This is a genomic window from Algoriphagus sp. oki45 (assembly GCF_036245605.1).
Classification (GTDB): domain Bacteria; phylum Bacteroidota; class Bacteroidia; order Cytophagales; family Cyclobacteriaceae; genus Algoriphagus.
Window position 1 is genome coordinate 680,502 of the sequence record NZ_BTPC01000002.1, and the last position, 13,204, is coordinate 693,705.

A 13,204-nucleotide genomic window follows, 5' to 3' on the forward strand; every position below is an offset into this window, starting at 1 on the left:
GGATTATTTTTTTTGGCACGAAACCTGTTTCTTTGCGGAAGTATAATTCAACTTTTAAGAATTTTTCATTATGTGTGGAATAGTTGCGTACGTTGGGCAGCAGGAAGCTTTGCCTATCATTCTCAAAGGCCTTCGAAGACTGGAGTATCGAGGCTATGACTCCGCTGGAGTTGCACTCTTGGATCAAAATGGGCTAAGTGTTTATAAAAAGAAAGGTAAAGTGGCTGAGTTGGAGAATTATCTCCAGAGTAATGGACAGCTTCAATCCAAGATAGGAATCGGCCATACTCGATGGGCTACCCATGGAGAGCCAAATGATGTCAATGCCCATCCGCATTACTCGGCCTCCGAGCGCTTTGCGATGATTCATAATGGGATCATTGAAAACTACGAGGTATTGAAAAAAGACCTTCTTCAAAAGGGATACACTTTTCAAAGCGAGACCGATACCGAGGTTTTTGTCAAATTCATCGAAGATATCTATGTCAACAATCAATGCTCACTTGAAGAAGCGTTGAGGTTGGCTCTGCACAAAGTGGTCGGAGCCTATGCGATCGTACTGATCAATATGGAAGAACCGGATACGCTCATTGCAGCAAGAAAAGGATCTCCATTGGTGATTGGAGTAGGGGAAGACGAGTATTTCCTGGCTTCTGACGCAACCCCGATTATCGAATACACCAACAAGGTAGTTTACTTAGACGATTATGAAATTGCCGTGATCCGAAATGGTGCGCTTCAAGTCAAAACCATCGAAAATGTTCATACCAACCCCTACATCAATCAGTTGGAGCTGGAATTGGAGGCAATCGAAAAAGGGGGTTACGAGCACTTCATGCTCAAGGAAATCTACGAGCAGCCCAAGTCCATCGCAGACTGTCTGAGAGGAAGGCTTGATGCGAAATCAGGAAGACTGGTGTTGGGAGGCCTGAGAGACTACATGAATAAGTTTCAGAATGCCGAGCGAATCATCATCACTGCCTGTGGAACTTCCTGGCATGCAGGCTTGGTAGCAGAGTATCTTTTTGAAGAGTTTGCACGGGTTCCAGTGGAGGTAGAATATGCCTCTGAGTTCCGTTACAGAAATCCTGTGGTGAATGAGAAAGACTTTGTCATCGCCATTTCCCAGTCCGGAGAGACAGCAGATACTTTGGCTGCAATTGAGTTGGCCAAATCCCGTGGCGCTACCATCTTTGGAGTTTGCAATGTGGTCGGTTCATCCATTCCCCGAGCTACTCACGCTGGTTCTTATACCCACGCAGGACCTGAGATTGGTGTGGCCTCGACCAAAGCCTTTACAGCTCAAATTTCCGTATTGGCCATGATGGCCTTGAAGCTGGGTTACCAAAGAGGGACTTTACCGGAAAACAAATATATCCAGCTCCTTCATGAGCTGGCTGCGATCCCTTCCAAAGTAGAAAAGGCGCTTCAATCCAATGAACTGATCAAGTACATTTCCGCAGAATACAAAGACGCCCGCAACATGCTCTACTTGGGTAGAGGGTACAACTTCCCGGTAGCGTTGGAAGGTGCGCTGAAGCTAAAGGAAATTTCCTATATCCATGCAGAGGGATATCCTGCGGCTGAGATGAAGCACGGCCCTATTGCTTTGATTGACGAAGAAATGCCGGTGATTTTTATTGCCACCAGAGATAGTTCCTACGAAAAAGTGGTGAGCAATATCCAAGAGGTGAAAGCCAGAAAAGGCAAAGTGATTGCTGTAGTCACGGAAGGTGATACTCAGGTAAAAGCTATGGCAGACCATGTGATCGAGATTCCAGAAGTTCATGAAGCCTTTGTCCCTTTGGTCGCGGTAGTTCCTCTTCAGCTTTTCTCTTATCACATCGCTGTGATGAGAGGCTGTAATGTGGATCAACCGAGAAACTTGGCAAAATCAGTAACGGTGGAATAAGCCCGATTTCAAGTTTAAAAAATAGAGGCTGTCTCAAAAGTTAAGTTTGTCACATTGAGCGAAGTCGAAATGTCGTCCGGAAAGCTGGAAATGGCCTTCGACTCCTGTCACCCTGAGCACTTGAGAGACGAGAGTCTCGAAATCGAAGGGTCAGGCTGACAACTAAACGATTTATGAGACAGCCTCTTTTCATTGGAGGCCCATTCCCTCTTTCTGCTCCAAGAATAAATTTCCTTACTTTTGCGCAGCCAAGAAAAAGCCCATGCTCGATAAATTACAAGCCCTTAAAGAACGATTTGAAGAAGTAGGTCAATTGATCATTTTGCCGGATTCTATGTCGGATATGAGCAAGTATGCCAAGCTGACCAAAGAGTACAAAGACTTGGAAAAAATCGTGGCAGCTTACGATGAGTACTCCCTGGTGCTGCAAAATATCGACAGCTCAAAGGAGATCCTGGACAAAGAAAAAGACCCTGAATTCCGGGAAATGGCCAAAATGGAACTGGAAGACTTGCGGGAAAGGAAAGAAAAGCTGGAGGCTGAATTGAAGGAATTGCTTATTCCAAAAGATCCCAATGATTCCAAAGACTGTATTTTGGAAGTCCGGGCAGGAACTGGAGGGGATGAAGCGGCCATTTTTGCGGGAGACCTGTTTCGTATGTATGAGCGCTTCTGCGAAATGCAAGGCTGGAAATTGACTGTGCTTGATTTGACTTTTGGTACAGCTGGAGGCTACAAAGAAATCATTGCCACGGTATCCGGAGCGGATGTCTATGGGATGCTTAAATACGAATCTGGAGTTCACCGCGTGCAGCGCGTACCAGCCACCGAATCTCAAGGCCGAGTGCATACTTCTGCTGCTTCTGTGGCAGTACTACCGGAAATGGACGAAGTAGAGGTGCATCTGGACATGAATGATATCCGAAAAGATACCTACTGCTCTTCAGGTCCAGGAGGTCAATCCGTCAATACGACCTATTCGGCTGTGCGATTGACTCACAATCCCACCGGGCTGGTGGTGACCTGTCAGGATGAAAAGTCACAGATCAAAAACTTCGAAAAAGCCCTAAAGGTACTTCGGTCCAGACTCTATGAGATTGAGCTAGCCAAGCACAATGAGTCTGTTGGGGCTCAGAGAAAATCCATGGTAGGCAGTGGTGACCGTTCGGACAAGATCCGAACTTACAACTATCCCCAATCCCGGGTCACCGACCACCGTATCAACAAAACAGTGTACAATCTCCCCGAAGTGATGGACGGACATATCGAAGAATTCATCTCTGCACTCAGAATGGCAGAGAATTTGGAGAAAATGCAGGCAGGAGGAATTGAGTAATCAAATCCCGTTTGTCTTACCAAGGGAAACCTCCTATATTGAACTATTCAAGCCCCATAACCGCTGTACTTTTATGATCATTGCCGGAGAAAGAGACATCAGCTTAGTCACTTGGAATGAGTCTCATTTCCATCAGCTCTATCCACTCGCCAACAATCCCAAGATTGCCATGAATCTTCGGGATAGCTTTCCTCAGCCTTATACCATTCATGATGCAAGGCATTGGATAGAGCATAATCAAAAGTTTAATCCCCCACAAAACTTTGCCATTGAATTTGAAGGAAAACTGGTCGGTGCTGTGGGTTCCGAGCGGGGCAAAGACGAACTGAGAACCAATGTGGAATTGGGCTTTTGGGTAGGCGAACCCTATTGGGGAAAGGGAATTGCTACAGAAGCGGTAAAACTTTACACCAAGTATATCCTTGAGAAGTTTGATATCGAGCGGGTTTTTGCCCAAGTCTATGATTTCAACGGGGAATCCATGAGCGTACTGGAAAAAGCCGGCTACATTCCAGAGGCTATTTTGAAAAAAGCCTACATCAAACGAGGGAAAATAGGAGACATTTTCCAGTACGTGGTCATTAGGGATGAGGAATAACTCATCCCTTTTTTTATACCTGATTCAGTGCCTGCTCTATATCCCAGATTAAGTCTTGATAGTTTTCCACTCCGATGGATAGTCGGATCAATTTTTCAGAGATTCCTAGGTTTTTTCTGTCTTCTTCACTCACATCACTATGCGTCATTGTAGCAGGGTGTTCGGCTAGGGATTCTGTACTACCGAGAGAAACAGCCAAATGGAAAAGTTTGAGTGCATCCAAGAATTTGAAGGCCTCTTTTTCCCCACCTTTGATGTCAAAAGAAACCATCGCTCCAGCGCTGGTCAGTTGGTTTTTGAAGATGCGGTATTGGTCACTTCCGGGCTCCAAATGGCCCAAGTAATATACTTTTTCCACTTTGGGGTGACCTACTAAAAAGTCAGCTACTTGGGATGCGTTTTCAGCCTGCTGGGTCATGCGTACTTTCAAAGTCTCCAAACTTCTCATCAACAGCCAACCTGTCCATGGCCCTGCCATATTCCCCAAAAAAGTCCGTAAAGTGAGGACTCGCTGCATCAATTCGGCATTGCCCAAAACTGCTCCCGCAATCAAATCCGAATGTCCACCGATGTATTTTGTGGCAGAGTACAAGACTAGGTCAGCTCCTAACTTGAGGGGGTGTTGCCAAAGGGGGCCCATATAGGTGTTGTCCACTGCCACATATACTGGGGAATCTTTTGTTCCTAGCTCATCGGCTATTTCCCTGCATAAGTTTAAGTCGAATAAGGCATTGGTGGGATTGGCGGGCGTTTCAACATAGACAAGTTTTACCCCTTTATTTCTCGCCTTTTTTAGAATTTCTTCTTTTGAATCTCTAGGTGTAAAACCTATTCCCTTGATTCCGTACTGAGGAAGTACCTTATTGATAAAGTGGTCTGTACCACCATAGACGGGCATACTGTAAAGTAGGGAATCACCGGGTCTGAGGAATTCAAGTAGAACAGTAGAAATAGCCGACATGCCGCTCTCGAATACTGCACATTTCTCGGCCCCATCCCAGAGGCAAAGTCTTTCTTCCAATATTTGAAGGTCGGGATTGTTGAGTCTTGAATAGATGAGCCCTGGTTGCTCATCCGGATTTTTTTCTCTTTTCCCGTAGGCCAATTCAAAAAATTCTTTCCCTTCTTGAGCGGATTTAAATACGAAGGTGGAGGTTTGAAAGATCGGGCATTTTATAGCTCCTTCAGATAGCTCAGGCTTGTAGCCGTAGGACATCATCAGGCTTTCGGGTTGAAAATTTCTTGGGTTCATTGGGCTTATATCTTGCCCCAAATGAGAGAAAAAGTTTTGGATAAAACAAAAAGCTGAATCCAAATAATGTTTTGAATCTTGTCCTTATACAAACTGAAATTCGGGTTTTTTAAAAATATTATTGAAAAGATTTTTATAATGCAGAATAAAATTTGGTCGGGATTGTTTTAAAATCACCCGCCCCGATTAAAATTTTTTTAAAGGAAAATCACAAAACCAAAATCTTTTCTTGCATGAAGCCCCGAGGACCGCTAAAGCGCAGCAGGAGGAGCCCTCTTGGTAGATTTTCCAAGTAAATAACCTGTTCTCCTTTGAGAATCTGTCTTTCTTGAATCTTTTTCCCTGAAGTCGAAAACAGTTCCACAAAAGTCCATTGATCTAAATTGGGAGATTCAAGGGTAAGATTGCCCGTAAAGCTGGGATTCGGGTAGATTTTGATCACACCACTTGGTTCTTTTCCTGAGACAGAGGATATGATATCCACCTTGATCGGCAGTGTTCGCTTGGGACCAAAATTGCAGGCATTTTGAGCCTCCACGCTGACTTCGAAGTCTCCTTCCGATTCCCATATCACCTGGATTCGTCCTGTACCTTGGCCGGAAAGAATTCTTCCTCCCCCGGACAAGGTCCATCTGTAATCTAATCCCGGTAAAATTGGGATTTCATAGCTTTGCTCACCCAAACCGACTAAAGCTTCTCCCTGGATGTCAGCAGGTATTTCGGGTCTGTTCGATACCTGTACCGGAGTGGCCAATTCGGAGGATTTGCCACAGAAGTTGTCCTGAATGAGAAGAATATTTTGAAGCCCGGGGCTGGTCCATCGAACTTGAATTTCACTTGTCCCCTGTCCGCTGATCACTTCTCCCCCTGTCACGGTCCAAGTGTAGTTGACCCCGATGCGATTAGGAAGTGAGTAGATGGTTAAATCTTCCAAACAAACACTTCCTGGACCTACTAGGGGAGTAATATTGGAAGGAATATCTGAAACCTGAACTTCGAGGAAAGAAGTCTGTCCAGCACCGCAGAAGTTAAATCTACTGACTAAAACCGCATTTCTACCCGGAAGTGTCCAGTTTACTTCAATAGTTGATGTTCCCTGTCCACTCACAATTTCCCCACCGTCTACTCTCCAGAGGATTTCTGAACCGGCTTGGGGAGATTCAGTAATACTGTAGGTGGTGGTTTGAAGGCAGGATGTGTTTACTCCTGATATTTCACCCAGGCTGCCAGTAGGTGGTACGCAGTCGTAGCTGATTACTGTCCCATCATCCCCCACAGCATATGCTCTATTCGGGTTGATTGCAAAGACAGCATTTAAGTTTCTACCCGTCCCTGCATTTGTTTTTCTCCAAGTCTCACCACCATCGGTACTGAGTAATATGAGTCCATTTTCTCCTACAATAAATCCATTAGTTTCCTGAAAGAAGTCCACACCGAGCAGGTTCTCCTCGGTCTCTACTTCAATTTTTCTCCAAGTTTTACCCAAGTCTCTTGTTCTTAGAATTGTGCCATTTTTCCCTACTACCATAGCAGAGGAATCGCTGATTTGAGTGGAAAAAAGGAGATCATTAGATGTTCCCGACTCGACTTTTGTCCAAATCGAACCTGTATTCGAGAAGCTGATATAGCCTTTATCCCCGACAGCCATTGCATTGGTCAAATCAAATCCCAGTATATCATTGATGCTTTGTTCTGTATTGGTGGTTTCAGGTGGAAAAAGCTCCCAAGAATTGCCACTTGTACCTGAGGATCGGCCAATCAATCCTGTATCCCCGCTCAGATAGGGGAATTCCGGAAGAAATAAATGAAAACCGTTTATAGCCTGTGAGCTAGGCAAGGACAAATCGGTCCAGGCTTGACCTGCATTGGATGTCCTGAATACTTTCCCTCCGTCCCCTCCAACAAAACCGTAATTGGTGTTCCAAAAGTCAAGGGTGCGGATCGTAATTTTCTCAGGCAGTGATCTGTCAATGACGGTAAAAAAAGAATTGGAAGTCACGAAAAAGCGTCCCTGAGTCCCACCAATCAGGGCGTAGGTGTTGGTGATGAATTCAAGGGAGAGAAAATCGGTGCGGTTTCCCAAGAGTCTGTTGGCCCAACTTCCGCCCGAATTATTTGAAAAAATGGAATACCCGTCTTGACCAATGGCATAGACCACCCCCAGTTGAGGCTTGAAAGAAAGATCATTGATTTTTCTTCCCACTCCTTGGGCTGGAGTGTTGATTCTAGAAAAGGTCTGACCTGAGTTAGTGGATCGGATTATAGTATTATCCGAGCCTGAGATGACAACAATCCTTTGATCCAGAGGACTGATGGCCAGCTGATGAAAGTCTACCGATACCGGGGAAATTACCTGGGTCCAGTTTTTACCTGTATCCAGCGAATAAAGGATCTTACCTCCTTCTCCAGCAGCGAAGACCCTTCCTGAAGGAGCAATCTCAATGGTCTTTAAGCCTTCCGTTATGCCTGTAGAAAGTGTTTCCCAGCTGACTCCTCCATTTAAGGTTTTGGAGATCCTGCCTTGATCACCGCAGATAAAGCCCAAGCCATTTTCTTGGAAGGTGACCTCATTTAGACTTGACGTGATACCGATATCAACAGAAGCCCAATTCTGACCGGCATTTTCAGACCTGAGGACGATTCCATCTTCACCAACCACAAAAAGGGTTTCTTCTGCTGATTTTTCTATGCTGAGCAAATCCTTGGCTGTACCTGATTGGACTGCAATCCAAGAATTCCCTCCGTCGATAGTCCGAAATATCCTTCCCGCTTCACCTACTGCAAATCCAAGATTTTCATTCAAAAAAATCACATCATTGAATCGAAAATCAAACTCCTGTAAAACCTCTTTCCAGGTCAATCCCCCGTCTTCTGTGAAGACAATTAATTCCTCTCCAACGATGAAACCCCGGTTTTCATCTATCCAGGCTATAGCCTCAAAATCCAAACCCCAGCTCTGCATTCTGGTGAACGTCTGGGCTTGGCCAATTATGGCATAAAAAATCAGAACAAATAGAAAATAGTAGAATTTCCGCATGTTGCCTAGATACTTCTTGGGTTGAATTTACACCTAAATTCCTTGAAAAATATTTTGATGCGGAAAATCCGCCTATTCTTGGTTTTTGTTTCGGTTGAAGCTAAGAATACCTTAATTTAAGTCGACAATTGGAGTAGCTATGAGAAAAATAATAAAATATTCTGTGGTTTTGATGTTCTTTTCCTCCTGTGGAGGAGGAGAAAGAGTTTCCAAAGAGGTGTTCGAAGAAGTAAATAAAAACATGGAGGTAAAAAAGCTTTCCGAGGCAGAGATTCTGGAGGAGGCCATGATTTGGGGGGATTCGATTTCCACAGAAGCTCAAATGGAATTAATATCCCAGCTTCAAAATGCCATTTCAGAAAAAGGTGTGCCCGGAGCTATTGAATTCTGTAGCGTAAGTGCACTTCCTATCCTCACCGAAGTAGGTAAGGTCCACGGAGTAGCTATCAAGCGGGCATCCAATCGGTACAGAAACCCTGCTGACCAGCCGGACCCGCAGGAACTGCCCATTTTGGAGGCCTATGAATACAATGCGGAAAATGGAATTAAAAGTGATCCCAACATCCAAAAAATCGAAGGCGGTGAGGTTTTCCTTTATACCAAACCGATCGTAATTCCCGGTGGACTTTGCTTAAGCTGCCATGGGGATCCCGGAAGAGACATCAATTCCGAAACCCTTGCAAAACTGGCTGAACTTTATCCGCAAGATCAGGCCAAAGGACACCAAATCGGAGATCTGAGAGGAATGTGGTCTCTGAGAATTCCCAAAAGAGAGGTAGTAAAAAGAATGTGATCCCCCCCGAATAAATAACTGTTGTTCTCTTCCATGAAAAAAATCTGGATTCTTGTCTTTTTTTCCTTCCTGAGCTTCCGGCTCAATGATCAGTTGGATTTTGAAGCCTATGCTCAGAAAATTGCCGGTACTTCTTTGGAGTTTCAAATGGTCCCTATCCCCGGAGGTTCATTCAAAATGGGCTCTGATTCGCCTGATTTTTCAGATCAGAATCCTGCTCATGAGGTCAAGATTGATCCGTTTTGGATCGGAGTTCACGAAGTGACTTGGGATTTGTTTGAGCTTTTTTTGGATAAAAATTTTGAAGAAAGCATGACTGAAGGAGGAGTAGAAGCCCAAGTTGACGGGCTGACTCGGCCAAGCTTACCCTATTTGGATATGACTTTTGGCATGGGCAAAGAAGGGAAACCGGCCGTAGGTATGACCCAATACGGAGCAATTCAGTTTTGTCATTGGCTCTATCTGAAAACAGGAGTCTTCTATAGACTTCCCACTGAGGCGGAGTGGGAATATGCTGCAAGGGCTGGCTCTGGGTCTAGATTTTTCTTCGGTGAGGATATTCAAGAGTTGGAATCTTACGCTTGGACAGCTTCCAACAGCGGGGGCCAAACACATCCTGTAGGAACAAAAAAGCCGAACCCTTGGGGGATCTACGATATTTATGGAAATGTGCAGGAGTGGACGATAGACCAGTACGATCCTGAATTCTACAGCAGGTCACCCAAGGACAATCCAGTAAATAAGCCGGCTAATTTATACCCGCATTCGGTGAGAGGAGGAAGTTTCAAAACACCGGAAGATCAAATCGGATCTGCTTACCGGTCGGCTTCTGATCCGTACTGGAAACGGATTGACCCGCAGATTCCCAAAAGCCAATGGTGGTTTCCAGAGGCACCGTTTATGGGTTTGCGGGTAGTGAGGCCCCTGAACCCTCCTTCTGATGCTGAGATTCAGGCCTATTTCAATCAAGAACCCATCGCTGATTATTGACAACCTAAAACAACCTACATATGAAAAATCTGAATTCCCGAAGGGACTTTATCAAAACATCCGCCTTGGTGACTGGTGGGATGATGGCCCCTTCTTTCCTCGTACCCGGTGCTTTTGCCGCTCCGGACAATCACCTGAAGCTGGCCGTTATTGGATGTGGAGGAAGAGGAACCGGTGCAGTCTTCCAGGCATTTGAGACAGGACATCCTATCCAATTGGTGGCTATGGCCGATGCTTTTCAGGACCGGTTGGAAAATAGCTACAAAGCCATTTCCACCAAATACGGAGCTGAAAAAGTCAAGGTAAGTCCGGATACCATGTTTGTGGGATTTGAGGGATACAAGCAAGCTATTGCACTAGCTGATGTGGTCATTTTAGCAGCACCTCCGGGATTCAGACCTCAGCATTTTGAAGAGGCGGTGAAGCAGGGCAAGCAGATTTTTATGGAAAAGCCTGTGGCCACGGATGCTGTGGGTATCCGAAAGGTTTTGGCAGCAGCCGAAGAGGCAAAGGCTAAAAAGCTCAATGTGGTCGTTGGACTCCAGCGCCATTATCAAAACAACTACCGGGAAGTCATCAAAAGAATTCATGACGGAGCCCTCGGAGAAATCGTAGGTGGCCAGGTCTACTGGAATGACGGAGGTGTATGGGTGAGGGAGAGAAAACCTGAGCAGACCGAAATGGAATACCAAATGCGAAACTGGTACTACTTCAACTGGCTCTGTGGGGATCATATCGTGGAGCAGCATGTCCATAACATCGATATTGCCAACTGGGTAAAAAATGCCTATCCGGTCAAAGCTGAAGGAACCGGCGGTCGGCAAATCCGAACAGGTAAGGACCATGGAGAGATATTTGATCACCATGTACTCACTTTTACCTATGCGGATGGTTCGGTAATCCACTCGGAGTGCCGACACTTCCCCGGTGCTGCCAACCGGGTAGACGAAACTTTCCAAGGCACCAAAGGAAAGGTGTACCTCAGCGCAGGGAATCACGGCATCATGACCGATTGGAAGGGGAATTCCATTTACACCCATGACCGGGAAAATCAGCCTAATCCCTATCAGCAAGAGCACGATGAGCTTTGGGCTGCTTTGGTAAAGGGAGAATATAAGTTTGCCGATGCAGAAAATGCAGCCAAGTCGACCATGACAGCTATCATGGGAAGATATGCCACCTATTCTGGTAAAGTCCTGACTTGGGATGAGGCCATGAATGGATCTGTGGATCTTTTCCCAGAAAAACTGGCCTGGGATGCCCAGCCTAAGCTTTTGCCGAATGCCGATGGATATTATCCGCATGCAATCCCTGGAAAAACTCAAGTAATCTGATATGGAAAGAAGAGGATTTATCAAACGAATGGGGCTGGGGACTGCTCTTTTCAGTGCTGCCGGAGCGGTCAGTATTTCTGCGCTGGCAGAGGAAAAAAGGAAAGCAATTCCCTTCAAAATGGATTTTGCCCCTCATTTTGGCATGTTTAAAAATCATGCGCCGGGAGGAATAGTGGATGAGCTAAAGTTTATGGCTGATCAGGGATTCCGTTCACTTGAGGACAATGGACTTTTGAAGCGCCCCGTAGCTGACCAGGAATTGATAGGAAAGACCTTGAGTGACTTGGGTATGAGAATGGGCGTGTTTGTAATAGATGGAGGAGACAACTGGAAAGTCTCACTGACCACCGGCAAACAGGAATTTTTGGACACTTTTCTGAAAACCTGTAGGGATTCTGTGGAAGCAGCTAAGCGGGTTAATGCCAAATGGATGACTGTGGTGCCGGGATATTTTGAGAGAAATCTTCCCATGGGGGTACAGACGGGCAATGTGATTGAAGCTTTGAAAAGAGGCGCTGAGATATTTGAACCTCACGGCCTGACTATGGTTCTTGAGCCCCTGAGTGATAATCCTGACCTTTTTCTCCGTCATGCGGATCAGACCTATATGATTTGTAAAGCCGTAGGAAGTCCATCCTGCAAGATCCTTTATGACATCTACCATATGCAGAGAAATGAAGGAAATCTTATTGCTACCATGGAGAAGACCTGGAGCGAGATCGCCTACATCCAAATCGGGGATAATCCGGGCCGAAAAGAACCGGGAACCGGGGAGATCAATTATTCCAATGTGTTTCAGTGGGTGAATACAAAGGGCTTTGATGGAATCTTGGGGATGGAGCATGGCAATGCGCAGCCTGGAAAAGAGGGAGAATTAGCCCTGATTGAGGCCTATAGGAAAGTAGATATTTCATGAAAATACTTTCATTTTGCCTCTTATTTCTCGGGATATCCAATTTTCTTTTTAGCCAAAGCCCAAGCTGGGAAGAGTTTCATACCCCTGTAACTTCTTCCCTGCGAGGGCTTTCCCCTGTTTCCGACCAAATCTGCTGGGCAAGTGGAAGCGGTGGCACTTGGCTGAAGACCAGAGATGGAGGTAAAACATGGGAAAACGGAGTTATTGCTGGTTTGGACACGGTGGATTTTCGATCCATTTACGCTTGGGATGAGCTCCATGCTGTGGTAGCATCTGCCGGACAGCCTGCTTTAATTTACCGGACTGAGGATGGAGGAAAAAGCTGGAACCTAGTCCATAGGGAAGGAGAAGAGGCCTTTTTTGACGCAATCTATTTTTCGGGGGATGTAGGTTATGTTTTGGGAGACCCTGTGGGAGGAAAGTGGATGATTTTAGGGAGTTCGGATAGAGGAAAGACTTGGAGACCTTTGGAAAATTTGCCTGCAGCATTAGATGGAGAGGCCGCATTTGCTGCAAGTTCTTCCTCTTTGATTTCGACTACTGAGGAGGTGATTTTTGCTACTGGGGGTACTTTCAGCCGTCTGCACCGATATTCTGTTCTGGATAAGTCTTGGACTGTCCAGGACCTCGATCTCATGGCCCAAGGGGAAAGTGCCAAAGGTGTTTTTGCCATTTCAGAGGCCAAAAATGGGCTTATTTTGGTGGGAGGAGATTATACACTGGCAGACTCCAGAGAAGGCAATGCAGTTTTGTCGACTACATCCGGTTTTACCATTTCTGATGTTTCTCCTTTCGGTTATCGGTCGGGGGTAGCTTATTGGAAGCAGGAAAACCTAGTGGTGGCAGTCGGACCTTCCGGATCGGATTATTCCCTGGATTCGGGTCTTACTTGGATTTCTTTTTCGGAGACAGGATTTCATGCCGTAAAAACTTCCAATGATCTAGGTGCAGTTTGGGCGTCGGGTTCGGGGGGAAGGATAGGTAAATTGATTTTTTGATCAGTTTTTTAAGGTATTATTAATAATTTTAAGCCTAA

The 13,204-nt window shown here is 45.6% G+C and carries 10 protein-coding genes; 8 read left to right on the forward strand and 2 right to left on the reverse strand.

Annotated elements, in window-relative coordinates:
* The first annotated feature begins 70 nt into the window (after nt 1-70).
* The 3 genes from glmS (at nt 71) to AAA942_RS12470 (ending at nt 3,846) form a co-directional block, all read left to right on the forward strand.
* Nucleotides 71-1,912 (forward strand): glutamine--fructose-6-phosphate transaminase (isomerizing), encoded by a 1,842-nt coding sequence (gene glmS / locus AAA942_RS12460; protein ID WP_338220602.1) that lies wholly within the window; start codon nt 71-73, stop codon nt 1,910-1,912.
* A gap of 262 nt (nt 1,913-2,174) precedes the next feature.
* Entirely contained in the window at nt 2,175-3,248 is a 1,074-nt protein-coding gene (gene prfA, locus AAA942_RS12465) for a peptide chain release factor 1 (RefSeq protein WP_338220603.1), read from the forward strand.
* 73 nt (nt 3,249-3,321) lie between these two features.
* Nucleotides 3,322-3,846 (forward strand): GNAT family N-acetyltransferase, encoded by a 525-nt coding sequence (locus AAA942_RS12470; RefSeq protein ID WP_338220604.1) that lies wholly within the window; start codon nt 3,322-3,324, stop codon nt 3,844-3,846.
* A 13-nt stretch (nt 3,847-3,859) separates the two neighbouring features.
* On the opposite strand, the gene AAA942_RS12475 is transcribed toward AAA942_RS12470, so the two are convergent.
* Nucleotides 3,860-5,098 (reverse strand): cystathionine gamma-synthase family protein, encoded by a 1,239-nt coding sequence (locus AAA942_RS12475; protein WP_338220605.1) that lies wholly within the window; start codon nt 5,096-5,098, stop codon nt 3,860-3,862.
* A 208-nt stretch (nt 5,099-5,306) separates the two neighbouring features.
* On the reverse strand, nt 5,307-8,135 hold the full coding sequence (locus tag AAA942_RS12480; RefSeq protein ID WP_338220606.1) for a YCF48-related protein: 2,829 nt from the start codon (nt 8,133-8,135) through the stop codon (nt 5,307-5,309).
* 139 nt (nt 8,136-8,274) lie between these two features.
* Between AAA942_RS12480 and AAA942_RS12485 the strand changes: the two genes are divergently transcribed.
* Genes AAA942_RS12485 through AAA942_RS12505 form a run of 5 tightly spaced genes read left to right on the forward strand, consistent with a single transcriptional unit; the run spans nt 8,275 to nt 13,166 of the window.
* The gene (locus AAA942_RS12485; protein WP_338220607.1) at nt 8,275-8,928 is read left to right on the forward strand and encodes a Tll0287-like domain-containing protein; all 654 of its coding nucleotides are present in this window, start codon (nt 8,275-8,277) and stop codon (nt 8,926-8,928) included.
* Between the two features lie 33 nt (nt 8,929-8,961).
* Complete coding sequence (locus AAA942_RS12490) at nt 8,962-9,918, forward strand: formylglycine-generating enzyme family protein (protein WP_338220608.1); 957 nt, start codon at nt 8,962-8,964, stop codon at nt 9,916-9,918.
* Nucleotides 9,919-9,938: 20 nt separating this feature from the next.
* The gene (locus AAA942_RS12495) at nt 9,939-11,252 is read left to right on the forward strand and encodes a Gfo/Idh/MocA family oxidoreductase (protein WP_338220609.1); all 1,314 of its coding nucleotides are present in this window, start codon (nt 9,939-9,941) and stop codon (nt 11,250-11,252) included.
* Nucleotide 11,253: 1 nt separating this feature from the next.
* The gene (locus tag AAA942_RS12500) at nt 11,254-12,168 is read left to right on the forward strand and encodes a hydroxypyruvate isomerase family protein (protein ID WP_338220610.1); all 915 of its coding nucleotides are present in this window, start codon (nt 11,254-11,256) and stop codon (nt 12,166-12,168) included.
* Complete coding sequence (locus AAA942_RS12505; protein ID WP_338220611.1) at nt 12,165-13,166, forward strand: WD40/YVTN/BNR-like repeat-containing protein; 1,002 nt, start codon at nt 12,165-12,167, stop codon at nt 13,164-13,166. The genes AAA942_RS12500 and AAA942_RS12505 overlap by 4 nt, the downstream gene beginning before the upstream one ends.
* Nucleotides 13,167-13,204 lie beyond the last annotated feature (38 nt).